This window comes from Streptomyces platensis (genome assembly GCF_008704855.1).
GTDB lineage: Bacteria > Actinomycetota > Actinomycetes > Streptomycetales > Streptomycetaceae > Streptomyces > Streptomyces platensis.
On sequence record NZ_CP023691.1, the window covers coordinates 5177587 to 5202275 of the forward strand.

Genomic DNA, 24689 nt, shown 5'->3' on the forward strand with positions numbered 1-24689 from the left:
TCAGCCGCCTTCGGGGAGGCGCAGGCTGTAGCCGAAGCCGCGCATGGTGTGAATCAGGGCGGGCGCGTGGGTGTCCACCTTCGCGCGGAGGCGGGAGACCAGCTTCTCGACGACGCCGTCGCCGAAGTGGTGCTGCCACACGTGGTCCATGATCTGTTCCTTCGACATCACCTGGTCGGCGTTGATCAGCAAGTAGCGCAGCAGCTTGTACTCGGTCGGCGACAGCGCGATCAGCCGGTCCCCGCGGCGGACCCGCCGGCTGCGTTCGTCCACGGTCAGATCGGCGAAACACAGCAGCGGGCCGGCCTCCGCGGACCGTCCGGCCCGCCGTAGCAACGCATGCACCCGGGCGAGGAGTTCGGGCAGGCTGAACGGCTTGGTGAGGTAGTCGTCCGCGCCCATCGCGAAGCCCGTCACCCGGTCCTCGACGGAGTCCCGTGCGGTCAGGAACAGCACCGGCAGCCGCGCCCCGTTGTCCACCAGCCGCCGGCAGACCGTGAATCCGTCCAGGTCGGGCAGCAGGACATCCAGCAGCAGCAGATCCGGCGGCAGCTCCGCGTAGGCACGTAGGGCCTCACCGCCGCAGCCGGCGGTCGCGACCTCGTACCCCGCCAGGCTCAGCGTGGTCTGGAGCAGCTCCGTCATCCGCGGGTCGTCATCCACGACGAGCAGCCGCTGCCCGCTTCCCCGGGGCAGCGGTGCGTCGCTCGTCGGCGAGGCGGAAAGCATGGCGGTCACCCATCACGTCATCGAGTCTGCGGGGACAACGTGCGCACGAGTCCGCCGGTTCCCCCGGCGGTCCGAGCGGCGCGGGCGCCCCCCGGCTCCGGCTGTCAGGCAATGGTCAGGTTGCCGACCGGGGCCGGTCAACGGGGCCCGTTTCTCTGGAGTCACGACACCGGACCGACCACCGTCCGACGCGACGTCTGGAGACCCCGTGGACCCTGCCGCAGACCTTGCACCCGGCGGTGCGGACGCCGTCCGTACCGCCGTCCGGAAACGGCTGCGCAGCACCCTGATCGATGTGACGCCCATCTTCGGGTTCACCCTGACCTTCGCCGTCACCCACCGGCTGGGCGTCGCGCTGACGCTCGCCCTGTCCACCGGCGCCGGGATCTTCCTGCTCCGGCTGGTGCGCAGGGAACCCGTACGGCAGGCGCTCATCTTCCTCGGTGTCGTCTGCGTCCAGGGCCTGTTGGCCGCGCGCACCGGGGACGCCGTCAACTTCTTCCTTCCGCACCTCGTGACGCACGCGGTGGCGGCGGTGGTGACGCCGGTGCTGCTGTGGCTCGGCTGGCCGCCGCTGGGCGTGCTGGTGGGGCTGGTCACGGGGGAGGGGACCGGCTGGCGCCGCTGCGCGGTGCGCCGCCGGGCCTTCGTCAAAGGCCATCTGTGCGTCTACGCCGGCAATCTCCTGCTGCTGTCGGTCCAGCTCCCGTTGTTCCTGTCCGGCCAGGCCGTCGCCCTCGGCACGGTCGATGTCTTCGGCCCGCTCGTCCTCGCGCTCGGCGCCCTCCTGGGGTGGCGCGTTCACCGGCGCTCCGTCGGTACGCACCGCTGTGACGCCCCCGTTGACCCGAGCCCCGATCTGTCGCCCCCTTTGGAAAGGACTGTCCGATGACCAGTACGCAGCCCACCACCAGCCCCGATTCCACGACCGGCCCCGAGCCCGCCACCGGTGCGCAGACCGCCGCCAGGCCCATGCCCATGAAACGGTCCTGCCCCTTCAGCGCCCCGGAGGAGTTCCGGGCGCTGCGGGAGGAGGCGCCGGTCACGCCGGTGACCTTCCCGGACGGTGCGAAGGGCTGGGTGGTCAGCCGGTACGCGGACGTACGGGCGGTGCTCGCCGACCCGCGGTTCGGCGCCAACCGCCGACGGATGCAGACCGGCGGGACCGCGCAGGACGAAGCTCCGCAGCCGCCGCCCCGGCCGGGCATGTTCATCATGATGGACCCCCCGGAGCACACCCGGTTCCGGCGGCTGCTCACCGGCCAGTTCACGGTGCGCCGGATGCAGAAGCTGGCCCCGGCGGTGGAGCGGATCGTCGCCGAGCATCTCGACGCGATGGCGGGCGCCGAGGGGCCGGTCGACCTCGTCCAGGCCTTCGCGCTGCCCGTCCCCTCGCTGGTGATCTGTGAACTCCTCGGGGTGCCGTACGCGGACCGGGAGCAATTCCAGGAGACCGCCGGCCGGCTGCTCCGGCTCGACGCGAGCCCGGAGGAAGTCCTCCAGACCCAAAAGGAGATGGACCAGCACATCCACCAACTGGCCGTCGCCAAGCGCGCCCACCCCACCGACGACATCCTCAGCGGACTGGTGCAGTCCGAGCAGCTCACCGACGAAGAGATCGCCGGGGTCGGTGCGTTGCTGCTGCTCGCCGGGCACGAGACCACCGCGAACATGATCGCGCTGGGGACCATGTGCCTGCTGCGCAACCCCGGGCAGCTGGCGGCGCTGCGTGCCGACCCCGACCTCATGGACGGCGCCATCGAGGAGCTGCTGCGCTACCTGACCATCGTCCAGTACGGGCTGCGCCGGACCGCGTTGGAGGACGTGGAGCTGGACGGCCACCGCATCGAGGCCGGCGCCACCGTGGTCGCCTCCCTGACCTCGGGGAACCGGGACGTGACGCACTTCTCCGGCGACCCCGACGCGCTGGACGTCAGCCGGCCGTACAGCCCGCACCTGGCGTTCGGGCACGGCGTCCACCAGTGCATCGGGCAGCAGCTGGCCCGGGTGGAGATGAAGGCCGCGCTGTCGGCCCTGATCGAGCGGTTCCCCACGCTGCGGCTGGCGGTACCGGAGGACCAGGTGCCGATGCGCGACAACATGATCGTCTACGGCGTCCACAAGCTGCCCGTGACCTGGTAGCCGGGCCGGCTGCCGCACGTCACCAAGCCACCAGAGAAAGGGAATTCCGATGAAGGTCATCATCGACGAGGACAAGTGCGTCGGCGCGGGGCAGTGTGTACTGTCCGCCGCCGAGGTCTTCGACCAGCGCGACGAGGACGGCATCGTCGTCCTGCTCGACGCCGCACCGCAGGACGCCCAGCGCGCCCCGGTCGAGGAAGCCGCCGCCCGCTGCCCCGCGCTGGCCATCGAGGTGCTGCCGTAGTGCCTGCCATGGACCGGATCGTCCTGGTGGGAGCGTCGGCCGCGGGGCTCACCGCGGCCGACGCCCTCCGGCGCGAGGGCTACACCGGATCGCTGACGCTGGTCGGGGACGAACTGTGGGCCCCGTACGACCGGCCCCCGCTGTCCAAACAGGTGCTGGCCGGTGCCTGGGAACCGGAACGGACCGTGCTGCGCCAGGAGGACGGCATCCGGGGTCTGCACCTGGACCTCCGGCTGGGCTGCCGGGCAACCGGGCTGGACCCGGCGGCGCGCACCGTCACCCTGGCCGACGGGGACCGGCTGCGCTACGACGGCCTGCTCCTCGCCACCGGGCTGCGGCCCCGCAGGCTGCCCTTCGGCCATGACCTGGCCGGGGTGCATGTGCTGCGCACCCTCGACGACGCCCTGACGCTGCGGACGCAACTGTGCGCCGGCCCCCGGGTCGTGGTGATCGGCGCCGGCTTCCTCGGCAGCGAGATCGCCGCCACCGCACGGGGCCTCGGCCTGGACGTCGCCCTCGTCGACACCGAGCCCACTCCGCTGGCCCGGCAGGTCGGCACCTGGGTGGGCGGGCTGGTGGCGGACCTGCACCGGGACCACGGGGTCCGACTGCACCTGGGGCGCGGTGTCACCGGCGTGACCGGGGAGCACGGCCGGGTCACCGCCGTGGACCTCGACGACGGCACCCGGCTCCCCGCCGATGTGGTCGTGGTCGCGATCGGCTCGGTCCCGGCCGTCGACTGGCTGGCCGGCTCCGGCCTCCCCCTGGGCGACGGGGTGCGCTGCGACAGCCACTGCCGGGCCGCGCCCGGGGTGTACGCGGCGGGCGACGTCGCCAACTGGCCGGACCCGGCCACCGGCGGCCGGGTCCGTCTCGAACAGCGCATGAACGCCACCGAGCAGTCCCGCGCCGCCGTCCGGAACCTGCTGGCCGAGCCCGGGGACGCCGTGCCCTACACACCGGTCCCGTTCGGCTGGACCGATCAGTACGACGCCAAGATCCAGTTCCATGGCCGGTGCCCCGCCGAGGCCCGGGTCGAATGCGTCGACGGCGACCCACGGGACCGCCGCTTCGTCGCGCTCTACCACCTCGGCGGCCGGGTGGTCGGCGCACTCGGCTGGAACAGCGCTCGCGCCCTGCGCCAATACCGTGCCCACATCGGCACGACCGGTGCGGTGACGGCCGGACAGGGCGTCGGCCCGGCCTGACTCGGTCCCCGCGGGGGGCCGCTGTCAGCCGAGCCGGCCCCCCGCGGGGACGAGAGGGAGCCCCGGAGCGCGCCCCGGCGACAGGAACGGGAGGCATGCCCCGGGGCAGGCGTGAACTGGAGGAGTGAAGAGGCCCATGGGGGTGCGAATTCGGCGGGCCGAAGGGGCCGGACCGGCGTAAGTTCGCCGTCATGGTGACTTCGATGACGCAGGTGGACTACGGGCAGCGGATGGCGCGGGCGGGCCGGGCCGCCGCCGATGCCGGGCTGGCCGGGCTGATCGTGACGCCGGGACCGGATCTGACGTGGCTGTGCGGCTACCGGCCGACCGCGGTCACCGAACGGCTGACCGCCCTGGTGATCGAGCCGGAGCGGCGTCCGCGGCTGCTGGTGCCCGTATTGGAGTATCCGGATGCGGAGTACTCCCCGGGGGCCTGGGCGATGGAGGTGTCGGGCTGGACCGATGGTTCGGACCCGTATGCCGAGGTCGCCAAGTGGATGGCCCCCGAGGGGCGTTACGGGATGTCCGACTCGACCTGGGCGATGCATCTGCTGGGACTCCAGCGCTCGGTGCCGGGGAGCGCGTACGCCGCGCTGACCGAGGTGCTGCCGATGCTGCGCGCAGTCAAGGACGCCCATGAGGTGGAGCGGCTGGCCGCGGCCGGGGCCGCCGCCGACGCGACCTACGAGGAGATCCTGACCGTCCGTTTCGGCGGGCGGCGGGAGTCCGAGGTGGCGGCGGACCTGGTGCGGCTGCTGACCGAGCACGGGCACAGCCAGGTCGACTTCACGATCGTGGGGTCGGGCCCCAACGGCGCCAATCCGCACCACGAGGCCGGGGACCGGGTCATCGAGGACGGCGACATGGTCGTGCTCGACTTCGGCGGCCTCAAGGACGGCTACGGGTCGGACACGACGCGGACCGTGCACGTCGGGGAGCCCGGCGCCGAGGAGCGCAAGGTGCACGACATCGTGCGGGAGGCGCAGCAGGCGGCCTTCGAGGCGGTGCGGCCCGGCGTCGCGTGCCAGGACGTCGACCGGGTGGCCAGGAAGGTGATCAAAGCCGCGGGCTACGGCGAGTACTTCATCCACCGGACCGGACACGGCATCGGGGTGACCACCCATGAGCCGCCCTATCTGGTCGAGGGCGAGCATCTGCCGCTGGTACCCGGGATGTGCTTCTCGATCGAGCCGGGAATCTATCTGCCCGGCCGCTTCGGGGTGCGCATCGAGGACATCGTGACGTGCACGGAGTCCGGCGGACGCCGCCTGAACCAGACGGCGCGGGAGATGGCGGTGGTGCGGTAGGCGGGGTGGGGGGCGAGTTGCGCGGCGGCCGCCGGGCGAGCTGGGCCGGCCCCCCCGGTTGGACGGCCAACCCCGCCCCGCCCCTGAGGGGTTGAGCCCTACGGCACCAGGACGACCTTGCCCATGGTGGCGCGGGACTCCAGCGCCCGGTGGGCGGCGGCCGCCTCCGCCAGGGGGAAGCGCTGCACCACCGGCACCAGCCGGCCCGCCGCGGCCTCCGCCAGGGCCGCGGTCTCCAGGGTGCGCAGCGGGTTGTCGCCGCCGGCCCTGGCCAGCATCGGCGGGCCGAGGACCTGCTCCGACGTGATCCCGCGGGCCGCCAGCTCGCCCTCCGCGAACTCCAGCGGCCCGCCGGTGCGGAGGCCGCCGGAGGACCAGCCGAAGACCAGATGACGACCCCCCTTGGCGAGCAGATCGACGGCCGCGCGCCCGGGGGCCCCGCCGACCGAGTCGAAGACGAGGGTGGCACCGGCCGCACCCCGGCCGTCGAGGAACGCCCGTACCAGGGACGGCCAGCCGTCATGGGTGTAGTCGACGGCGAGATCGGCGCCCAGTTCCCGGACGCGTGCCACTTTGGCCGCACCCCCGGCCAGGCCGATGACCGTGGCGCCGGTGTTCCGGGCGTGCTGGACGAGCAGGGAGCCGATGCCGCCGGCGGCCGCGGGGACGAGCGCGATGTCGTCGGCGGTGAGGCCGGCGAAGAGCAGGATGCCCATGGTGGTGCGACCGGTGCCGATCATGGCGACGGCCTGGGCCGCGTCCAGGCCCTCGGGAATCGCGTGCAGCCGTTCGGCGGCGACGACGGCGCGTTCCGCGTAGCCGCCGGGGGCCGTGCCCAGGTGGGCGACGACGCGCCGGCCGAGCCAGTCGGGGTCGGTGCCCTCGCCGAGCGCCTCGACCGTGCCGGCGACTTCCCGCCCGGGCACGGTCGGCAGCTCGGGGAGCGGCAGCGGCCCGCCCGGTGTGCCCTCGCGCAGGGCGGTGTCCAGGAGGTGGACTCCGGCCGCCGCCACCGCGATCCGGACCTCCCCGGGCCCCGGGCGCGGGTCCTCGACCGTCTCGTGGCGGAGGTTCTCGGCGGGGCCGAAGGTGTGCAGCCGTATCGCGTGCATGGCGGTGTCTCCTTGGGGAGCGGGTCCTGGTGGGTGGGCAACCACTCGCCACTCTGTTACCTCAAGGTTGGTTGAGGTCAAGGCGGTTCGTACGGCGCGGTCCGGCGGGGTGTCCCGCGGCGGGGGGCGTTCGCAAATCAACAAGACCCGCCCGACCGACTACTCCCGCGAAGGCGTCCTGCAGTGGGTGGTGCAGTGGATGCACGCGCAGAACACCGTCGTCTGGACGAGACCGCCCACAGCTTGGACGAGATCTACCGGCCCCGCCCCGAAGACCGGGAGCGCGAACTCGCCGCGGCACGGCGAGCGATCGCCTTGGACGACGAACAGCAGTAGCCCCGACGCCCGCGCAGCGACCTACACCATCGCGAGGGGGACTGGTTCGAGCAGGCTGTCTCGCCCCGCTTCCGACTGGGGGAGACAGCCCTTCGCGCGAGCCCAGCTTCGCTGCGGATGCGTGGGAGCTCTCGCGTGCCACGACGGCTCCCCGCTGTCCAGCCCCGGCGCTCAGTTACCCGTGGTGGCGAGCTTCGCTGCGAAGCCGAGGAAGAGGGCGCCGGCTCCGGTGGTCAGCCCGGCCGACAGCCGCCGGCGACGGCGGAACTGGGCCGCGAGATACGTCCCGCCGAGGATGAGCAGTGTCACGTAACTCACGCTGATCATCTGGTAGATCAGTGCGAGCAGCCCGAAGGAAAACACCGGCTGGGGATAGGACGGGTCCACAAACTGCACGAAGAAAGAGAGGAAGAAGAGGATCGCCTTCGGGTTGAGCAGAGTGATCAGCAGCGACCGGCGGAACGGCCGCTCGTCGTCCTGCGCGCCCTCCGGGCTCTCGGCCGGTGCGGCCGTCTTCGGGGTGCGCCACATCTCCCAGGCTCCGCGGATCATCCCGACAGCGATCCAGGCCAGATAGCCGGCCCCCGCGTACTTGATGACCGAGAAGACGAGTTCGTTGGCACGCAGCAGCGAAGAGAGCCCTGCGGCGGTGAGCAGCATCAAAAGGGTCTCACCGAGGAACACGCCCGCCGCCGCCCGGTACCCGGTCCGCACCCCGCGCCGTGCCGCCACGGACAGCGTGTAGAGGGAACTCGGCCCCGGCAGCAGAATGATGAGCAGTGTCCCCAGGGCGTAGGTGGAAAGGTTGGACACTCCCAGCATCAGCTTCTCTCCCTTCGTGATGGCTGCGGCTGTCCGGCGTGGTCGCCGGTGACTAGCCGACGTTGTTGCCGGTGCGTACGTTGTGTGCCATGACCAGCTGATCGACATCCGCGATCCGCTGTAGAGCGTGGTCCTCGGTGATGTGAGTGAAGTGCTCGGCCCATACGGCCGCGAGTTCGTCGATGTCGAGCAGGTCTTGTTCGCCGAACCGCTCGTAGAGCTCCGCCCGCTTCTCGGGGGTCACGGTGATGTCCAGGTCGGCCAGGTACGTGTCGATCTCCGCGCTGCTCTTGAAGAACGACGGCTTCTCGTAGTCGACGAGAATGTCCCACGCCGGGCTGTTGGGCAGTGGGATGAACCGGGAGAACTCGACGGACGACAGCTCGACCTCGCCCAGCATCTGCCGGATGCCCTCGATCGTCCGGTCCAGCGTCTGCGGGCGCTCGCCCGCTGCCCCTGCGATGTACGAGGCGTGCACGGAGATCCCGGCCTTGTTGAGCAGCCGGATCGCCTCCAGGTTCGTCGCGGCGGTGGTCTTGTTCTTCCGCTGCGCCTCCAGCATCTCGGGGTCGGCGGCGTCGAGTCCGATGTTCACCCGGGTCACGCCGAGGCGGCGGCACTTGTCCACGTTGTTGCGCTTGGTCAGGCCCAGCGCTCGCGCGTACACCATGACCTCTAGCTCACCGTTGTCGATGCGGCGGCGGAGGTGCGGGGGAGTGGCGTCGATGAGGGCGTCGACATAACGCGGGCTGGCGGTGAAACTGTCGTATACCTCGAAGAACAGGTTGATACCGAATTCCCGGTTGTAGATGTCCACCGCCTTCCAGAATCCGCTCGGTTCGCCCGTGTTGACGGTGAGATCGGCAATGCTGCAATAGGTGCAGCGCTTGTATCCGTTCTCACAGCCGCGGGCGTTGTTCACGGTGATGGGTATGACCGTGCGGTCATGCAGATGTCCGAACTGCTCGCGGTAGTTCCGGGCGTATGCGTCGAGTTCGTCGCGTATGAACGCTAGGTCCGGAATCGTGTTGCGCGCGGCGAGCGCGTATCGGGGCGCGGGATTGGAGACGATCATTTCGCCTTGACGGTGGACGAGCGAGGAGACGTCCGTCACGGGGGTGCCGGACAGTAGCGCGCCGACCAGTTCCACGAAGGGCGTCTCGCCCATGTCGTTGGCGACGATGTAGTCGATGGAGGGCCGGTTGGCCAGGATGCGTTCGGGGAAGAAGCCGGCGTGGTCGTCCCCGAGGACCACCATGGCGCCGGCCTGTTTCGCGGTATCGGCGATCTTGAGTGCTTCGCTGTAGGTGGGGGTCAGCGCACTCACTCCGACGAGGTCCGGCCCGAATTCCTGCACAATTTTCTGCACTTCAACCGTGTTGCTGATACCCCCGTCGACCACGCGTGCCTCCACCTGGTCGCCGAAGGCGTCGCGTATCGCCGTGGCGAGCTGAATGACGCCGATATGGGGATAGCAGGCGTAGTTGGAAGCGTTGCCGTTAGCGGTGGGGTTCGGGGCGTTTGCTAGCAGCACCTTGAGCGGCATTCATTTCCCTTCGCCACGAAGATCGGTCCTTGATCGTGACGGCGTAGATAACTCGTGTCATCCCCCTTTGGTGATTTCCGGCCGCCCGCCGGACCGACCGCTCGCGAGACACATTTCGGCACCCTTGAAGGGTGTTGGTACGTGGGTCCTACAGGCACTCTCGGCGGCGTGCCCAGGGAAGGAGCAGGCTGTTGCGTCCGGACGGAGAGCGAACGAAATCGGCCGATCACACACCCGCTTCCCGTGGGCAAGCTCCAACGGGATCGGCCGAAAGATGTCGCCCAGCAAAGCCCGAAGAGTGCGAGGGGGCTTGCTGGGAGCAGAAACCGGCCTATCCGAGATGCTTCGAGCGCATCGCTCATGGGCCACCAGGACAGTGTGAAGTCCTCCTTGGAAGCGGTGAGGTCCTGCCGTCCAAGGGGTGCGTGGTTTACAGGTCTCCCTGCTCGACGCCCGCGCTGAGCAGGTCGGTCAGGCCTGGAGGTGGGTGGCGGGTCCCGGCCGTGTGGCGGTGTCGTGTCGCCTCGACGGCCGCACCCCGCAACGCAGTGGGCCGGCCACAGGGCAGCTGCACCACCCACGCCGACGTCAATCAGAGGAGCACGGCGAGTTCTCAGTGTTTCCGCCGGGCTCTGGCCGCTGCGCCCTATGGACGCAGTCCCCTCGCTTTCGCCGCCGGTGAATCACGCCCGCGCCGACAGCAGTGATCCCGGCTGTGATCACGCTGGCGGGCAGCTGGGTCAGCAACCCCTGGGCCAGCAGGTTCAGCACTGTGTCGAGCATCGTGTCCTCCTGAGTGTGCCGCTCGGTCTCACCCAGGCTCGGACGACAGAAGCAGCCGTTGACGTGGGCCTACGGTCCAGCACAACTCAACACATCACCGCACGCCTTCGGACGCTGTACTTTGTCCGTTGGACAGCGTTGGACAGTTCTGGACAGCTACTTACGGGGACGCTCATGGCCAAACTCACCGCACCGTTATTCGCCCCGGGCCCACGGCTGCGGCTGAACGATGAGTTGCACACTTTGCACCGACGCGGCGGGTGGCCTTCAGTGCGCGAACTGGCTCGCGCGCTCGGCACCGGAGTGGCCAGCTCGAGCCGGATACACGACGCCTTCACAAAGCCTCGCCTCCCCGGGTGGGGGCTGGTGGAAGTGCTCGTAGCTGAGCTGGCAGGCCGTGTACCGGGTGGTGCGCCGGTAGAGCACGAAGTCAAGAGATTCCACGATCTGTGGGACGCGGCTGCTGCTGAAGACTCCTCCGGGCCCGCGACCACTCTGGACGCTGCCATCCAAGCCGCGGTAGACAGCAGGAACTACGCGGGTGCGATCAGACTGGGCACACAGTTGCTGGCCGCGTCCGCATTGGCCCAGGACCATCCCCAGAACCTCCAACGCCGGCACCAGCTCGCCGATTGGCGCGGGCATGCTGGCAAAGCTGCGGAGGCTGCAGCCGCCTTCGCGGACCTCGTGCGAGACATGACCCGCGTCCACGGCCCCGACCACCCCGACACCCTGGACGCTCGGCACGACGCTGCCTACTGGAGCGGGGAGGCCGGCGGCGCCGCGGAGGCTGCAGCCGCCTTCGCGGACCTCGTGCGAGACATGACCCGCGTCCACGGCCCCGACCACCCCGACACCCTCGCCGCCCGGCATAACGCTGCCTCCTGGAGCGGGGAGACGGGCGGAGCCGCGGAGGCTGCAGCCGCCTTCGCGGACCTCGTGCGGGACACAATCCGCGTCCAGGGGCCCGACCACCCCGACACCCTCGACGCCCGGGGACATCTCGCCCGCTGGAGCGGGGAGGCCGGCGGCGCCGCAGAGGCTGCAGCCGCCTTCGCGGACCTCGTGCAAGACATGACCCGCGTCCAGGGGCCCGACCACCCTGACACCCTCGACGCCCTGCACGACGCTGCCCACTGGCATGGACTCACCGGCGATATTGAGGAGGCTGCAGCCCTCTTCACGGATCTTGCCCGAGACATGGCCCGCGTCCACGGCCACGACCACCCCGACACCCTGGACGCTCGGCACTACGCTGCCTACTGGCGGGGGGAGGCCGGCGGCGCCGCGGAGGCTGCAGCCGCCTTCGCGGACCTCGTGCGGGACACAACCCGCGTCCACGGCCCTGACCACCCCGACACCCTCGCCGCCCGGCATAACGCTGCCTACTGGCGGGGGGAGGCCGGCGGCGCCGCGGAGGCTGCAGCCGCCTTCGCGGACCTCGTGCAAGACATGACCCGCGTCCAGGGGCCCGACGACCCCGACACCCTCGACGCCCGGGGACATCTCGCCCGCTGGCGCGGGGAGGCCGGCGGCGCCGCAGAGGCCGCAGCCGCCCTCGCGGACCTCGTGCGGGACACAACCCGCGTCCACGGCCCCGACCACCCCGACACCCTCGACGCCCGGGGACGTCTCGCACACTGGCGCGGGCATGCCGGTGACGCCGCCGGCGCGGTAGTCGCCCTCACGGACCTCGTACAAGACCGGACCCGCGTCCAAGGCACCGACCACCCCGACACCTTGGCCAGTCAAGAGGCGCTCTTGACCTGGAGAGGTAGGGACTACCTGCGCTCCCCCCTTACACAGCCAGATGCTCCAGCCTGACCTGTGCACTCAAGCACCCCGGTCGCGGCTCGTGTCGAGGGCGACAAGCGCCTCGAAGGGGCGCCCGACCGCGACCGGGACGGCTGGCTCCGGACGGCTGCCAACCTGACCGCCTCTGCGGATCTGAACGAAGCCACTGTCCAGGTCTACGAGGAGCTGATCGGCGCCGAGCCGGCCCTCGCCGACGAACACCGCGTCGGCGCCGCGGAGCGCCGCGGGTACGCCGAGGAGAACCGCCGCTTCGCCCAACTCGCTCTAAAGCGAGCCGGGAAGCTGTAGGGCCCCCACCGCACGGCGACGCGCGCCCGAAGGGCCGACGATTCGTCCGGCCCCTTCGGCGTATCCGTGCCGGGGGAGCCGAACACGCTGGCCGTCGCCGGGTGCGCGGCTTGCCCCGGGTCGTGCGGGGCGCGTGCGAGGGGAGTTGCGTGGCTGAGCCGACGGTGAGGCAGGGCCGGTGGCCGTAACAGCCAGGCCGGCGAAGGCGACTGGTGCGAGCTGTCGCCGCTGAGCCGAGCCGCGCTGGATCGGTGGCTGCCGTTGCGCGCAGAGCTAGTACTGCAACAGTGTTTGTGCTGATGGGTGGTCAGTTCTATGGGCTGTGGCCGCGTCGTGTGTAGTGGCAGATGTGGGCTTGGTGTTGGCGTCTGCGGCGCCAGTGTGACCAATGCAGGACGGGCTCGACGGGTGGGGGCTGGCGGTCGGTGAGGCGGGTGATCAGGCGCCTGATCTCGGCGAGGCTGAGGTGGATGAGCTCGGAGGATCCGTTTCTGCTTTTCCGGCATCGAGTGCACGGGCCCGCAGGACGGTCAGGCAGGCGTGTGCGGCCATGGCCAGGTGATGTGCCGGTACCAGCCTGGATAGCGGCGGACGTGGTAATCGTCCAGGCCGCACCCCTGCTTCGCAGTCCGGAAGCATTCTTCGACGGCCCACCGGCTGCCCGCGAACCCAACCGTCACGGCAAACACCGTTGCAGTACTAGCCCAACACGCCCACGGCACCAGCCGGCTGTGGGTCTCCCTGTGGCGCAACCACGACGGTCACCCGGGCGAGGAAGGCGCCACGCTCAACCGTCCGCCCGGCATGCCGCTGGAGGAGAACGGACTGATCACCAGCTATCGCCGGGGCCGTGCCCGGTACGGGTTCGCCGACATGCCGCCTCCGAAGCTGGAGCAGCTGCGCAGGGCGGTCCTCGCCGAGCATCGCGGTGTTTCCGCAGGTCGGAGCGCATTGTCAGTGGCATGGTTCACGATGGGTGGGCAGGCGCGAAGGTTGACGGACGGCAGGGAAGGCGGTGATCGCGTGGCGGGGCGCGGTAAGGAGACGGTGCGGGCGGTGCGGCGGCCGCAGGTGCGGCTGCCGGAGCTGACGGCGTACGACGGCGGCGAGCTGGAGCCCGAAGGGGACTACGACGGGCTGGAGTTCGCGGACGCCGACTGGGCCGGTCAGTCCGCGCGCGGCGCCCGCTTCATGGACTGTGCCGTACGCCGCTGCGCGCTGGACGAGACCGAGCTCGGCCGGGCCCGGATCATCGACAGTGTGCTGAGCGGTATCCGCGGGGTCGGCACGGATCTGTCCCAGGCGTCGCTGCGCGATGTGGAGGTGTCCGACGCCCGGCTCGGCGGGACGCAGCTGCACGGGGCGGTGCTGGAGCGGGTCGTGGTGCGCGGCGGAAAGATCGACTTCCCGAATCTGCGCCAGGCGAAGCTGCGGGATGTCGCCTTCGAGGGGTGTGTGCTGGTCGAGGCGGACTTCGCGGGCGCGGTGCTGGAGCGGGTGACGTTCGACGACTGCACCCTGACCCGGGTGGATTTCTCCGAGGCGCGGATGAAGGACGTCGACCTGCGGGGCGCCGCCGCGCTGGACATCGCCCGGGGAATCGACCGCCTGTCGGGCGCGGTGATCAGCCCGGCCCAACTGCTGGATCTGGCGCCGGTGTTCGCGGCACAGATAGGGGTGCGGGTGGAGTGAGGGCGGTGGGCGGGACGCCAGGCGTCCGGTGCCCTGCCCGGCGTCCGGTGCCCTGCGCTGCGTCCGGCGTACGGGCCTCCGCCGCGTACGGCCTCCTACCCGGCGTCCGGGCCTTCGCCGCGCCCGGCGGCCTGCCCGGCGTCCGGCCGAAGCGCGGGGGTGTGCCGGTCCCTCCCGGTCAGATGCGGGGGAAACGGGCCTGGAGGTCCCAGATGGCGGGGTTGTCGCCGAGGCCGTCGTGCATATCGGTGAGGTCGGCGATCAGATCGTGCAGAAAGTCGCGGGCCTCGCGGCGCAGCGCGGAGTGGTTGAAGGTGAGCGGGTCCTCGTCGGCCGCCATCCAGTCGGCGTCGACGTCCACCCACCCGAAACGGCGCTCGAAGAAGATCCGGTCGGCGGACTCGGTGAAGTCCAGCTCGGCGTGGATCGGGCGGGCGGAGCGGTTGCCCCGGGGGTCGGTGTCGAGCTGCTCGACGATGTCGCACAGCGCCCAGGCGAAGTCGAGGACCGGCACCCAGCCCCAGGACGTGGACAGCTCGCGGTCCGTCTTCGTGTCGGCGAGGTAGACGTCACCGCAGAAGAGGTCATGGCGCAGCGTGCGCACGTCCGCGGTCCGGTAGTCCATCTGTGGCGGATCCGGGAAGCGGCGGGAGAGGGAGTAGCCGAGGTCGATCACGTCTTGATGGTGTCATGCGGCGCGCGGCAGCCCGCCGGTGCCGTCCGGTCAGGGCAGCAGCCGCTGGTCCCGGGCAACGGAGACCGCGGCGGTCCGGCCGGCCACCCCGAGCTTGTCGTAGATCCGGGCCAGGTCCGTCTTGATCGTGGCCTCGCTGGTCGACAGCGCCCTGGCGATCTCGCGGATGCTCAGTCCACGGGCCAGCCGGCCGAGGACATGAAGCTCTCGGTCGCTGAGCGTGGGCCGCGGGCTGCGCATCTGCGCCAGGACGTGATGGGCGACCGGGGCGGCGAGCGTGCTCCGGCCCGCGGCCGCGGCGCGGATCGCGGCGAACAGTTCCTCCGGCGGCTCGGCCTTGAGCAAGTGTCCGGCAGCCCCGGCCTCAAAGGCCCGGGCGATGTCGGCGTCGGTGTCGTAGTCGGTCAGCACGAGGACCCGGGGGGAGCCGGGGGTGTCGGCGCGGGCGATACGCCGGGTGGCCTCGACGCCGTCGATACCGGAGCCGAGCCCCAGATCCATCAGCACGACATCGGGGCGGAGCGAGACGGCCAGGGCCACGGCCTCCTCGCCGCTCCCGGCCTCGCCGATGACCTCGATGCCGGGGGCACCGCTGAGCAGGGCGAGCAGCCCGGCGCGTACGACGTCATGGTCGTCGCAGAGCAGCACGCTCACTGGCGTGTGCGCGGATTCGGCGGCGGATCGGCTCATGGGCTGCGCTCCAGGAGGACAGCGACGGACGGGACGGTGCCCCTCGCCCGGCGCCGCTTCCATGGTGCCTTCACCACGCCATTCCCGCAGACCGGCACCTCCCCAGGGCCATCGAGCACCCGCCCCGCGCGGGCCGTCTCACCACGGCTCCCCGCCCCTGGCCGCGGCCCTCCGCGCACGCCCGTCTCGCCATGGAGCCCGCCCATGCCCCCTCAGCCCCTCGCCGCGGCCTCCGGGAGGCGCCCGCTCGCCACGGCGCCCCGCCACGGCGCCTCCCTGGGCCCCGACGCCCCACGTTCCCTACGCCGTAGTCAGCACCCGCGGCCCCTCGTCCGTCACCGCCACCGTGTGCTCGAAGTGGGCGGCGCGGGAGGCGTCCGCGGTGCGCAGGGTCCAGCCGTCGCGGCCCCCCAAAAAACACGCCGAGGGCCGGCCCCCACTGGGGAACCGGCCCTCCTTGTGCGGTGACTACGTCACGGCGCAGTCACCGCACAGAGCTGACTCAGATGCTGCTCAGACGTTGACGCCGAAGTCCTGCGCGATGCCGACGAGGCCCGAGGCGTAGCCCTGGCCGACCGCGCGGAACTTCCACTCGGCGCCGTTGCGGTACAGCTCACCGAAGACCATGGCGGTCTCGGTGGCGGCGTCCTCGCTGAGGTCGTAGCGGGCGATCTCGGTGCCGCCGGCCTGGTTGATGATGCGGATGAAGGCGTTCCGCACCTGGCCGAAGTTCTGGCTGCGGTTCTCGGCGTCGTAGATCGAGACCGGGAAGACGATCTTCTCGATGTCGGCCGGCAGCGCCGCGAGGTTGACGTTGATCTGCTCGTCGTCGCCCTCGCCCTGGCCGGTCACGTTGTCACCGGTGTGCACGATCGACTGGTCGGGCGTCGCCTTGTTGTTGAAGAAGACGAAGTGCTGGTCGGAGAAGACCTTGCCGCTCGGGTTGACCGCGATCGCGCTGGCGTCGAGGTCGAAGTCCGTGCCGGTGGTGGTGCGGACGTCCCAGCCGAGGCCCACCGTGACGGCGGTCAGGCCCGGTGCCTCCTTGGTGAGGGAGACGTTGCCGCCCTTGGACAGGCTTACAGCCATGGGAAGTCCCTTTCCTTGTCGACTCGTCGAAGCGTCGGGCTCCGCACTGCGCACGAAGCTACCGTTACCCACCACAACGCCATGAGGGGACCGCCAGGTTCCAGGACTCTTTACTCTCTTTGCCGAATTCTGATGTGAACGCTCTGCACGGGCCCCGAAAAGCGGGTGACGGAGCCGCGCGCGGCGCGGGATCATAGGACTCATGTCCGGGCCCTATGTCATCCGCGGTGCGGTCGTCCTTCCAGAGGCCGAGCTCGTCTGGCGTTTCTCGCGTTCCTCAGGTCCGGGCGGCCAGCACGTCAACACCAGCGACAGTCAGGTCGAGCTGCGTTTCGACCTCGGTAAAACGCAGGCACTGCCGCCGGTGTGGAAAGAGCGTGCCCTGGAGCGGCTGGCGAGCCGGCTGGCCGGCGGCGTGCTGTCCGTACGGGCCTCCGAGCACCGCTCGCAGTGGCGCAACCGCGAGACCGCCGCCGTCCGGCTGGCCGCGCTGCTTGCCGAGGCGACCGCCCCGCCGCCCAAGCCGCGCCGTAAGTCGCGGATCCCACGGGGCATCAATGAGCGGCGGCTGCGCGAGAAGAAGCAGCGCGGCGACACCAAGCGCGGCCGCTCGGGCCGCGACTGGGGCTGACCGCCCCAGCCGTCCCGCCCGCCGGGGCCGCCCCGGGCCTCACCCCAGCTGCCGGTACTTTCCGCGGAAGTACGTCAGCGGCCCGTCCTCCTCGTTCGGGAGCGTCGTGGCCAGCACACGAGCGATGACCAGCGTGTGATCGCCGGCCACCACCCGCTGCTCCGTACGGCACTCCAGGGTCGCCAGGGCGCCCCCGATGAGGGGCGCACCGGACGCCTCGCCCCGTACATGCGCGATGTCCTCGAAGAGCAGCCGGTCGCTGATGCGGCCCTTCATGGCGAATCGTCCGGCGACCTGCCGCTGATGTCCCGACAGTACCGAGACGGCCCAGTAGGGCTGCACCTCCAGCAGGTCGTCCATGCGTGAGTCGTTGCGAACGCTCACCATCACCAGCGGCGGGTCGAGGGATACGGAGAGGAACGCCGTGGCGGTCATGCCGACGTCCTCGCCGTGCGGCCCGCCGTCCGGGTCATGGGCGGTGATCAGCACCACGCCGGCGGCCAGGCGGGACAGGGCGGTACGGAACTCGTCGTCACTCACCCCAACAGAATGCGGGATCGGCGCGCCGCCCGGCACGGAGGCGAGGGCGACGGCGGGTACGGGGTGGGCGGCGGGCCCGGCGGGCGCCGCATCGGCAGGACTCTTCGTGAACACGCCATAAACGCTAACTTCGGCCGGCCGCGGCGCGCATCGGGCCTCCGGACCACTCGCGTCCTAGGTCTGACGGCGGAGTTCCCGAATCGCTCGGAATTTGCGTTCAGTAAGTGTAGAAAGAGTGAAGGCGCGCTCCCGTGGCGGTTTTATGGAAGATCGCCAACCGTCGTTCATTGTTTGTGACTTGAGTCACAGCAGGCGCTAATTGTTGACCCTGTGTACCGAGTGAACAGCTCACTGTGATTCAGTGAGCGGGGAATCGGACGACAAGAAATCGTGGAGTTTGCTGTCGAGGTCTCAGGGAGAGCGAGCGATGGAGACCGAGTCGGAGCCATACGTCCGTCTTGCGACCCTGCGGCAGCTGCACCAAGTGGTCGCCGAGCTGAATACCGCACGTAGCCTTGCGGACACCTTGCAGACCGTCGCCGACGGCGTGATCACCGGGCTCGGCTACGAGCTGTCCGCGGTCAATCTCGTGCGGCCCGACGGCGATCTCGTCGTCGCCGCGGTCGCCGGCAGCGCGGGCGCCGAGGCACTCATGGCCGGACGGGTCGGCTCCCGCGCCTCCTGGGAGCGCCGGCTGTCCATGGGCGAGCGCTGGGGCGACCTGTGCTTCATCTCGCACACCGAGGGCTGGGTCCTCGATGACGACGACGTACCGCAGTGGCACACGGCCGGCCCCGCGCCCCGGTTCCCCGACGAGTGGCACCCCATGGACCGCCTCTTCGCGCCCATGTACACCGCGGCCAACGGGGGCGGCGAGCTGCTCGGGGTGATCTCCGTCGACCGGCCGCGCAACGGCCGGCGGCCCGGCCCCTGGGGCCAGGAAGCGCTCCAGATGTACGCCTTCCAGTCCGCCATTGCGATCAGCAACGCCCGGCTGCGGGCCAACATGCAGCGCGCCCTGGTCCGGCTGGAGCGCGAGCAGCAGGCGCTGCGCGCCAGCGAGGAGAGCTTCCGGCAGGCGTTCGAGTACGCGCCGAGCGGGATGGCCGTCGCCGAAATGGGCGGTGACCAGCACGGACGGCTGCTCCGCACCAACGATGCGCTGTGCCGGCTGCTGGGCCGCCCGGCCTCCGGGATGCGCCGCTACTCCTTCTCCGACCTCGTCCACCCCGAGGACATCGGCACGCTGCTGCGCACCTCCGCCGAGGGCGGCCGCGCCGAGCTGCGGCTGGCCCGCCGGGACGGCAGCTACGTGTGGGTCTCGCTGCGCAACTCCGTCGTCGCCGACACCGCCGACGGCCCCCGCTTCCTGCTCACCCACGTCGAGGACATCGAGGAGCGCAAGCGGCACGAGCTTCAGCTCGCCCACCGCGCCAGCCACGATTCGCTGACCGGGCTGCCCAACAGCGCCGAGCTGCGGGCCCGGCTCGGCGCCCGGCTGTGCTCCCGCCCGGCCGGCTCCATGGCGGACGCCTACGCCTCCTCGGCCACCCTCAGCACCGACCCCCGCGCACCGCACGGCTTCCGGGCGGACGCGAAGGAGCCCTTCGACGGGCTCGACGGCTTCGAGGGCGGGCCCCCGCCCCCGTTCGACCACCATGTGCATCTCGTCGCCCCCGCGGACGGGCCGGCCGACGACGGCTCCAAGGGGCTCGCGGTCCTCTTCTGCGACCTCGACGGCTTCAAGTCGATCAACGACCGCTTCGGGCACAACACCGGCGACGCCGTGCTGATAGAGGTCGCCCGCCGGCTGACCAGCGGCGTCCGGGACGGCGACACGGTCGCCCGGCTCGGCGGCGACGAGTTCGTGGTGCTCGCCGACGGCCTCGGCACCGCCGACGCCCAGGATCTGGCCGTCCGGCTGCGGAACGCGATCATCCCGCCGATCCGGGTGGAGGGCCGCGCGGTCCGGGTCGGCGCCAGCTTCGGTATCGGCTGGGCGAGCTGCGGCATGTCCGCCGAGGAGGTGCTGGAGTCGGCCGACCAGCGGATGTACGTCGAGAAGCGCTCCCGCTCGAAGGCGAACCGGCGGGCGGCGGGCTGAGCGGCCGGCGGGCCCGCCGCGACGGCCGGGCGCGATGCCGCGTATCTCACACCGGCCCCGCATCGGCCCGCACACCAGCAGTTCACCGTTCCGTAGCGATCTTGTGGCCCTCCGGGCACGGTGTGCGCAGGCCGCGACGGGGTAGGCTGCGCCGATGCGGCGCGGCGCCGCCGGGGGCCCGAAAGACAGTTCGCGCAATGAAGCCTGCGGACGCGTAGAGACGCGTACAGACGCGCACAGATCGCTTGGGAGTGACACGGAATGACGGCCGGCAATAACGGCGCGGACACGCCGGAGAACGACGACCCGTTCGCCTACCTCTACCGCTCGGAAGGCGGCGAGGGCGGCGCCCAGGGCTCGGCGGGCGACGGTGCGGCGGCGCGGCAGCCGGGGGTTCCGCGGACGTCCTACAACCAGGTCCGCGCGGTCGGCCAGCGCCAGTACGGCCAGCAGGCCCCGCAGCAGGTGACGTACGGGCAGCAGAACGCCCACTACGCCGCCCCCGAGACCCTGCCCGGCGGCGACCGCACCCGCCCCGCCCCCGCCAACGGCGGCCAGGAGCCGCGCCGCGGCCGCAACGGGCTGCTGATCGGCGCCGTCTCCGTGGTCGCGGTGGTCTGCATAGGCATCGGCGTCGCGATGCTCACCAACGGCAAGGACTCGCAGGACGCCAACGCGGGCAAGCCGGGTCCGACGGCCGGGGACAAGGTGGATCCGAGCGATGCGCCGACCTCCAAGCCCGCCCCCGGCAAGCTGCCCAAGCAGGACGCGGGCAGCCTGCGGCTCGAGGGCGGGGCGACCACGGCCAAGGACGTGCCGGGTGCGCGCTCGCCCGGCGGGGCTTACGTGGCAGGCATGAACACCCAGGGCGCGGCGGCCACTTGGTCGCTCGATGTCGAAGCTGCCGGCAAGTACAAGCTCTGGGTCGGCTACGGCGTGCCCGGCAAGGACGCCAACCTCACCCTGAACGTGAACGGCGCGGCGGACGGCCGGCCGATCAACATGAAGAACTTCGCCCACGCCCCGGAGGGCGCCTGGGACAAGGGCTGGACCAGGACCTGGTCGTATGTGCAGCTCAACAAGGGCACCAACACCATCAAGCTGTCCTGCGAGAGCGGGAATCAGTGCGACGTGAACCTCGACAAGGTCTGGCTTGCCAGGCCTTGAGGGACGACGACGGCGCCCCTGAGACCGTCCCGCCGCGGAGGGTCCTTGGGGCCCGGACCGCGCCGGCCACCGCCAGAGGAGCGACCTGCTTCTCTGGCGGCTTTGCGTGAGGGCCGACGGTCCGACGCGTCAGGGTCTGTGAGCTGGAGGCCCGGTCAGACTAGATGCGGCCGCCCTCGACGCAGGCGGCGGCGACCCAGCCCGACCTGTTGCCCCACACCACCTGGGGAGTCACTTCACACTGCGCGCCTCCGGCGAAGGCGCCACCACCCGCACCGTCCCCAGCAGCTCTTCATACGTCCCCGTATCGAACTCGCCCGCTGCCGGGGCCCGTACGGTTGCCGCGGAGAGGGCTACGGCGCGGGTGAGGCGGTCCGGCCAGGGCAGGTCTTCGACCAGGCCGGAGAGCAGGCCGGCTACGGCTGAATCGCCGGCGCCGGTCGGGTTGCCGGCGATCCGGTGGGGCGGGGCGGCCTGCCAGGTGCCGTCGGCGGTGACCGCGAGCATGCCGTCCGGGCCCAGGGAGGCGGCCACCGCATGGGCGCCGCGGCGGCGGGCGTCGCGGGCGGCGCGCAGGGGTTCGGTGCTGCCCGTGAGGGCGGCGAGTTCATCGGCGTTGGGCTTGGCGAGGTCGGGGCGGGCGGCCAGCCCGCGGCGCAGCGGTTCGCCGCTGGTGTCGAGGAGGACCGGGACGCCGGCGCTGCGCGCGGCCCGGGTCAGCCGGGCGTAGACATCGACCGGGACGCCCGGCGGCAGGCTGCCGCACAGGGCCACCGCCCGTGCCTCGCCGAGGAGTTCGCGGTAGGTGCCGAGGAAGGTGTCCCACTCGGCGGGGGAGACGACCGGGCCCGGCTCGTTGAGCTGGGTGGTGTCTCCGGTGGCCGCGTCGACGACGGCGACGGTGCGGCGGGTGGCGCCGCCGACCGGGACCAGCGCGTCGGTGACCTCGGTCTCCGCGAGCAGCGCGCGCAGGGCCTCGCCGGTGCCGCCGCCCGCGAAGCCGGTGGCGACCGTACGGTGGCCGAGCGCGGCCAGCACCCGGGCGACGTTCAGACCCTTGCCGCCGGGGCGTTCGGACACCTCGGTGATCCGGTTCGTGGTGTGCGGATGGAGCCGGGGGACGCGGTAGGTGATGTCCAGGGCGGCGTTCAGCGTGACCGTAAGGATCATGGTCGCCCCTCCGGGCAGTCATGGCCGGGCGGCCGGGCGTCGGGCAACCGCGTACGGCGGTGGCATACGGACAAGTGCGCGAGCGATCATGCCATCGTCGGTGGTGGTTGGCCCAGACCCGTCCCGGCCGCCGTGGGCGCCACGGCCCGGGGGAGGGGCGGCCGCGTGCCGGCCCCGGTGTGCGGGCGGAGCCTCAGGCGCCCGGCGGGCGCACCAGCCACTCGCCCCGGCGCATGACGCCCACCACGTCGTAGGCCGCGTCCAGCACCACCAGGTCGGCGACCTTGCCGGTCTGCAAGGCGCCGGCCCGGTCGTCGATGCCCAGGAGGCGGGCCGGAGTGGCCGAAAGTGCCTGTACGGCCTGGTCGACCGTCAGGCCGTCGACGGTGACGGCGCGTTGGAAGGCGCGGTCCAGGGTGAGGGTGGAGCCGGCGATCGAACCGGCCGTGGGGCCTTCGCTGATGCGCGCGACACCGTCCCTGACCTCGACCTGCATCGGGCCGAGCGGATACCTCCCGTCGTTCATGCCGGCGGCGCCCATCGCGTCGGTGATGAACGCGACCCGCCCGTCCCCGGCCTCGCGGACCGCCAGTTGGAGGACCGCGGGGTGCAGATGGGTGCCGTCGTTGATGAGCTCGACGGTGATCCGCTCGTCCTCCAGGAGCGCGGCGACCGGGCCGGGCGCACGGTGGCCCAGTGCGGGCATCGCGTTGAAGAGGTGGGTGGCGACGGTGGCGCCCGCGTCGATGGCCTCGCGGGTGGCGTCGTAGGAGGAGTCGGTGTGGCCGATGGCGGCGATCACTCCGGCGTCGGCGAGCAGCCGTACGGACTCCAGGCCGCCGGGCAGTTCGGGCGCGACGGTCATCATCGACGCGGTGCCGTGCGCGGCGTCGAGGAGCTTGCGGACATCGGCCGGGTCCGGGTCGCGCAGCAGCTCCGGCTGGTGGGCGCCGCAGCGGTGCGGGGAGATGAACGGGCCCTCGAAGTGGATGCCGGCCAGCTCGCCCTGCTGCACCAGCTCGGCGAGCACCGCGGCCTGCCGGGCGAGATCGGTCAGCTCACCGGTGACGGTGGAGGCGACCATCGAGGTGGTGCCGTGCCGGCGGTGGGTCTCGACCGCCGTCATGCACTCCTCGGGGTCGGCGGACGAGAACGAGCCACCGCCTCCGCCATGGACATGCATATCGACGAAGCCGGGGACGATGAGATGGCCCGAGAGGTCCACGACGCTGCCGGCCACCCCCTCGGCCAGATCGAGGTCCCGGCTGTGGACGTCGCCGATCCGGCCGCCCTCGACGGCGATCCGGCCGCGCTCGACCACGCCGGACGGCCGGGCGATCCGGGCGCCGGCCAGGATGGTGCGCGGAGGGTCCGAGGGCCGCTGCGCGGACTGTTGCTGTGCCATCAGGGGGTTACCTCCGTGGAGAGAAGATCCCGGGCGAGCAGTCCTGCGCCCAGGCACCCGGCGGCGTCCCCGAGGGCCGCCGGAACGATCGAGGGGAGCCGCTGGAACGTAACGCGCCGGCGGACCGCTTCCCGCAGAGGTGTGAAGAGCGTGTCGCCCGCCTCGGCGAGCCCGCCGCCGATGATCAGCGTCTGCGGGTCGAGCAGGGTGAGGCCGGTGACCAGACCGTCGGCGAGGGCGTCCACGGCGCGCTGCCACACGGTGTGCGCCCGCGCATCGCCGGACGCCACGGCCTTGGCCGCGTCCGCCGCGCCGGCCTGCGGATCGCCGCAGGCCGCGGCCCAGTCACGGCCGACCGCGGCGGCGGAGGCCAGCGTCTCCAGACAGCCGCGCTGCCCGCAGCCGCACTCCCGCCCGCCGGGCCGTACGACGATGTGGCCGATCTCGCCCGCGCTGCCGTGCGCACCGGACTCGATCCGGCCGCCGATGCCGATGGCGCCCGCGATCCCGGTGCCCAGGGGGACGAACAGGAACCGGTCGGCGCCCCGGCCCGCGCCGATCCGGCCCTCGGCCAGGCCGCCGGTGCGCACGTCGTGGCCGAGGGCGACCGGCACCCCGCCCAGCCGCTCGGACAGCAGTGCCCGCATCGGTACGTCCCGCCAGCCGAGGTTCGCGGCGTAGACGGCGGTGCCGGACCGCTCGTCGACGATGCCGGGGACCGCGACACCGGCCGCCGCGGCGGGGGCGCCGTAGCGGGCCGTGCCGAGCTCCCGGAGCTCCGCGGCGAAGCCGAGGATGGCCTCGACCACCGCCTCGGGGCCGCGCTCGCGGCCGGTGGGGCGCCGTGCCTCGTACAGCAGCACCGGGGGCGTGCCTTCGGAAGACGCGGTGTCCGCCCCCACGAGGGCGGCTTTCATCCCGGTGCCGCCCACATCCAGGGCGATGACGTGTCTCACGGGAACAGTTTTGCGCGATCCGGCCGGAAAGGTCTAGTCCACTCACCGTAGCGATCGGGTCGGACGGAGGCCGGAAGGCCGGCGCCGGAGCAGGAGGGGGGTGGTGTAGACCTCATGAAGAGCGCGGGGGAGACTTGCTGTTCATGCCGTACGAGGGCGATCCCTGAGGCGGCCGGGGTAATTCCCGACAAGCACGGATTTTCAGGACAAAGGGCGGGA

At 71.6% G+C, this 24689-nt stretch carries 23 protein-coding genes and 2 pseudogenes; 12 read left to right on the forward strand and 13 right to left on the reverse strand.

The features are described 5' to 3' along the window. Nucleotides 1–729 (reverse strand): response regulator transcription factor, encoded by a 729-nt coding sequence (locus CP981_RS22990; RefSeq protein ID WP_190842396.1) that lies wholly within the window; start codon nucleotides 727–729, stop codon nucleotides 1–3. A 208-nt stretch (nucleotides 730–937) separates the two neighbouring features. Here CP981_RS22990 and CP981_RS22995 point away from each other — a divergent pair, with 208 nt between their 5' ends. From CP981_RS22995 to CP981_RS23015, 5 genes are all read left to right on the forward strand, one after another. After that, nucleotides 938–1621 (forward strand): DUF3159 domain-containing protein, encoded by a 684-nt coding sequence (locus CP981_RS22995; RefSeq protein ID WP_085926984.1) that lies wholly within the window; start codon nucleotides 938–940, stop codon nucleotides 1619–1621. Beyond that, nucleotides 1618–2871 (forward strand): cytochrome P450, encoded by a 1254-nt coding sequence (locus CP981_RS23000; RefSeq protein ID WP_167536133.1) that lies wholly within the window; start codon nucleotides 1618–1620, stop codon nucleotides 2869–2871. The genes CP981_RS22995 and CP981_RS23000 overlap by 4 nt, the downstream gene beginning before the upstream one ends. A gap of 49 nt (nucleotides 2872–2920) precedes the next feature. After that, the gene (locus CP981_RS23005) at nucleotides 2921–3115 is read left to right on the forward strand and encodes a ferredoxin (RefSeq protein WP_085926983.1); all 195 of its coding nucleotides are present in this window, start codon (nucleotides 2921–2923) and stop codon (nucleotides 3113–3115) included. A gap of 8 nt (nucleotides 3116–3123) precedes the next feature. Next, nucleotides 3124–4323, forward strand: coding sequence for an NAD(P)/FAD-dependent oxidoreductase (locus CP981_RS23010; RefSeq protein ID WP_085926982.1), 1200 nt, complete (start codon nucleotides 3124–3126; stop codon nucleotides 4321–4323). 203 nt (nucleotides 4324–4526) lie between these two features. After that, nucleotides 4527–5630, forward strand: coding sequence for an aminopeptidase P family protein (locus tag CP981_RS23015; RefSeq protein ID WP_085926981.1), 1104 nt, complete (start codon nucleotides 4527–4529; stop codon nucleotides 5628–5630). Between the two features lie 98 nt (nucleotides 5631–5728). On the opposite strand, the gene CP981_RS23020 is transcribed toward CP981_RS23015, so the two are convergent. Beyond that, complete coding sequence (locus CP981_RS23020; protein ID WP_085926980.1) at nucleotides 5729–6742, reverse strand: zinc-binding dehydrogenase; 1014 nt, start codon at nucleotides 6740–6742, stop codon at nucleotides 5729–5731. A gap of 195 nt (nucleotides 6743–6937) precedes the next feature. Here CP981_RS23020 and CP981_RS37835 point away from each other — a divergent pair, with 195 nt between their 5' ends. Next, a complete protein-coding gene (locus tag CP981_RS37835) occupies nucleotides 6938–7078 on the forward strand; it encodes a hypothetical protein (RefSeq protein WP_158092683.1) in 141 nt (46 codons plus the stop codon). A 171-nt stretch (nucleotides 7079–7249) separates the two neighbouring features. Here the strand turns inward: CP981_RS37835 and leuE are convergent, their stop codons facing one another. Together leuE and CP981_RS23030 are read right to left on the reverse strand one after the other, a co-directional pair. Then, on the reverse strand, nucleotides 7250–7900 hold the full coding sequence (leuE, locus tag CP981_RS23025) for a leucine efflux protein LeuE (protein WP_085926979.1): 651 nt from the start codon (nucleotides 7898–7900) through the stop codon (nucleotides 7250–7252). 52 nt (nucleotides 7901–7952) lie between these two features. Beyond that, nucleotides 7953–9446, reverse strand: coding sequence for a B12-binding domain-containing radical SAM protein (locus tag CP981_RS23030; protein ID WP_085926978.1), 1494 nt, complete (start codon nucleotides 9444–9446; stop codon nucleotides 7953–7955). 1053 nt (nucleotides 9447–10499) lie between these two features. Between CP981_RS23030 and CP981_RS23040 the strand changes: the two genes are divergently transcribed. Together CP981_RS23040 and CP981_RS23045 are read left to right on the forward strand one after the other, a co-directional pair. Further along, nucleotides 10500–12053 (forward strand): tetratricopeptide repeat protein, encoded by a 1554-nt coding sequence (locus CP981_RS23040; protein WP_158092682.1) that lies wholly within the window; start codon nucleotides 10500–10502, stop codon nucleotides 12051–12053. Between the two features lie 3 nt (nucleotides 12054–12056). After that, complete coding sequence (locus CP981_RS23045; protein ID WP_085926976.1) at nucleotides 12057–12332, forward strand: hypothetical protein; 276 nt, start codon at nucleotides 12057–12059, stop codon at nucleotides 12330–12332. Nucleotides 12333–12770: 438 nt separating this feature from the next. Here the strand turns inward: CP981_RS23045 and CP981_RS23050 are convergent. Continuing rightward, a pseudogene (locus tag CP981_RS23050) lies at nucleotides 12771–13000 on the reverse strand (IS701 family transposase); the annotation flags it as partial. A 379-nt stretch (nucleotides 13001–13379) separates the two neighbouring features. On the opposite strand from CP981_RS23050, the gene CP981_RS23055 reads away from it, so the two are divergent. Then, nucleotides 13380–14024: a pentapeptide repeat-containing protein gene (locus tag CP981_RS23055; protein WP_085926974.1), complete on the forward strand. Its 645-nt coding sequence runs from the start codon at nucleotides 13380–13382 to the stop codon at nucleotides 14022–14024. 178 nt (nucleotides 14025–14202) lie between these two features. On the opposite strand, the gene CP981_RS23060 is transcribed toward CP981_RS23055, so the two are convergent. From CP981_RS23060 to CP981_RS23075, 4 genes and pseudogenes are all read right to left on the reverse strand, one after another. Beyond that, nucleotides 14203–14700: a hypothetical protein gene (locus tag CP981_RS23060; RefSeq protein ID WP_085926973.1), complete on the reverse strand. Its 498-nt coding sequence runs from the start codon at nucleotides 14698–14700 to the stop codon at nucleotides 14203–14205. A gap of 48 nt (nucleotides 14701–14748) precedes the next feature. Continuing rightward, a complete protein-coding gene (locus tag CP981_RS23065; protein ID WP_085926972.1) occupies nucleotides 14749–15408 on the reverse strand; it encodes a response regulator in 660 nt (219 codons plus the stop codon). Nucleotides 15409–15708: 300 nt separating this feature from the next. Beyond that, nucleotides 15709–15864 (reverse strand): annotated as a pseudogene (locus tag CP981_RS23070) (type I methionyl aminopeptidase); the annotation flags it as partial. A gap of 57 nt (nucleotides 15865–15921) precedes the next feature. Beyond that, the gene (locus tag CP981_RS23075; protein WP_085926971.1) at nucleotides 15922–16497 is read right to left on the reverse strand and encodes a TerD family protein; all 576 of its coding nucleotides are present in this window, start codon (nucleotides 16495–16497) and stop codon (nucleotides 15922–15924) included. Nucleotides 16498–16699: 202 nt separating this feature from the next. On the opposite strand from CP981_RS23075, the gene arfB reads away from it, so the two are divergent. Beyond that, nucleotides 16700–17128 (forward strand): alternative ribosome rescue aminoacyl-tRNA hydrolase ArfB, encoded by a 429-nt coding sequence (gene arfB / locus CP981_RS23080; protein ID WP_085926970.1) that lies wholly within the window; start codon nucleotides 16700–16702, stop codon nucleotides 17126–17128. A gap of 39 nt (nucleotides 17129–17167) precedes the next feature. On the opposite strand, the gene CP981_RS23085 is transcribed toward arfB, so the two are convergent. Then, nucleotides 17168–17782: a flavin reductase family protein gene (locus CP981_RS23085; RefSeq protein ID WP_190839725.1), complete on the reverse strand. Its 615-nt coding sequence runs from the start codon at nucleotides 17780–17782 to the stop codon at nucleotides 17168–17170. A 313-nt stretch (nucleotides 17783–18095) separates the two neighbouring features. Between CP981_RS23085 and cdgB the strand changes: the two genes are divergently transcribed. Both cdgB and CP981_RS23095 read left to right on the forward strand, forming a co-directional pair. Beyond that, nucleotides 18096–19772: a diguanylate cyclase CdgB gene (gene cdgB, locus CP981_RS23090; protein ID WP_085926969.1), complete on the forward strand. Its 1677-nt coding sequence runs from the start codon at nucleotides 18096–18098 to the stop codon at nucleotides 19770–19772. Between the two features lie 261 nt (nucleotides 19773–20033). Then, entirely contained in the window at nucleotides 20034–20939 is a 906-nt protein-coding gene (locus CP981_RS23095) for a CBM35 domain-containing protein (protein WP_085926968.1), read from the forward strand. A 231-nt stretch (nucleotides 20940–21170) separates the two neighbouring features. Here the strand turns inward: CP981_RS23095 and CP981_RS23100 are convergent, their stop codons facing one another. From CP981_RS23100 to CP981_RS23110, 3 genes are all read right to left on the reverse strand, one after another. Continuing rightward, the gene (locus CP981_RS23100; RefSeq protein ID WP_085926967.1) at nucleotides 21171–22109 is read right to left on the reverse strand and encodes a 1-phosphofructokinase family hexose kinase; all 939 of its coding nucleotides are present in this window, start codon (nucleotides 22107–22109) and stop codon (nucleotides 21171–21173) included. 193 nt (nucleotides 22110–22302) lie between these two features. Then, on the reverse strand, nucleotides 22303–23514 hold the full coding sequence (gene nagA / locus CP981_RS23105) for an N-acetylglucosamine-6-phosphate deacetylase (protein ID WP_085926966.1): 1212 nt from the start codon (nucleotides 23512–23514) through the stop codon (nucleotides 22303–22305). Then, nucleotides 23514–24470: an ROK family protein gene (locus tag CP981_RS23110; protein ID WP_085926965.1), complete on the reverse strand. Its 957-nt coding sequence runs from the start codon at nucleotides 24468–24470 to the stop codon at nucleotides 23514–23516. Before CP981_RS23110 ends, nagA begins: the two co-directional genes overlap by 1 nt. Nucleotides 24471–24689 lie beyond the last annotated feature (219 nt).

What these genes read in the sequence shown, in the direction of transcription:
- CP981_RS23020 (WP_085926980.1), bottom strand. Translation starts at nt 6,742, where the DNA reads ATGCACGCGATACGGCTGCACACCTTCGGCCCCGCCGAGAACCTCCGC.
- nagA (WP_085926966.1), bottom strand. Translation starts at nt 23,514, where the DNA reads ATGGCACAGCAACAGTCCGCGCAGCGGCCCTCGGACCCTCCGCGCACC.
- CP981_RS22990 (WP_190842396.1), bottom strand. Translation starts at nt 729, where the DNA reads ATGCTTTCCGCCTCGCCGACGAGCGACGCACCGCTGCCCCGGGGAAGC.
- CP981_RS23015 (WP_085926981.1), top strand. Translation starts at nt 4,527, where the DNA reads ATGACGCAGGTGGACTACGGGCAGCGGATGGCGCGGGCGGGCCGGGCC.
- CP981_RS23030 (WP_085926978.1), bottom strand. Translation starts at nt 9,446, where the DNA reads ATGCCGCTCAAGGTGCTGCTAGCAAACGCCCCGAACCCCACCGCTAAC.
- leuE (WP_085926979.1), bottom strand. Translation starts at nt 7,900, where the DNA reads ATGCTGGGAGTGTCCAACCTTTCCACCTACGCCCTGGGGACACTGCTC.
- CP981_RS23000 (WP_167536133.1), top strand. Translation starts at nt 1,618, where the DNA reads ATGACCAGTACGCAGCCCACCACCAGCCCCGATTCCACGACCGGCCCC.
- CP981_RS23075 (WP_085926971.1), bottom strand. Translation starts at nt 16,497, where the DNA reads ATGGCTGTAAGCCTGTCCAAGGGCGGCAACGTCTCCCTCACCAAGGAG.
- CP981_RS23010 (WP_085926982.1), top strand. Translation starts at nt 3,124, where the DNA reads ATGGACCGGATCGTCCTGGTGGGAGCGTCGGCCGCGGGGCTCACCGCG.
- cdgB (WP_085926969.1), top strand. Translation starts at nt 18,096, where the DNA reads ATGGAGACCGAGTCGGAGCCATACGTCCGTCTTGCGACCCTGCGGCAG.
- CP981_RS23065 (WP_085926972.1), bottom strand. Translation starts at nt 15,408, where the DNA reads ATGAGCCGATCCGCCGCCGAATCCGCGCACACGCCAGTGAGCGTGCTG.
- CP981_RS23100 (WP_085926967.1), bottom strand. Translation starts at nt 22,109, where the DNA reads ATGATCCTTACGGTCACGCTGAACGCCGCCCTGGACATCACCTACCGC.
- CP981_RS23095 (WP_085926968.1), top strand. Translation starts at nt 20,034, where the DNA reads ATGACGGCCGGCAATAACGGCGCGGACACGCCGGAGAACGACGACCCG.
- arfB (WP_085926970.1), top strand. Translation starts at nt 16,700, where the DNA reads ATGTCCGGGCCCTATGTCATCCGCGGTGCGGTCGTCCTTCCAGAGGCC.
- CP981_RS23005 (WP_085926983.1), top strand. Translation starts at nt 2,921, where the DNA reads ATGAAGGTCATCATCGACGAGGACAAGTGCGTCGGCGCGGGGCAGTGT.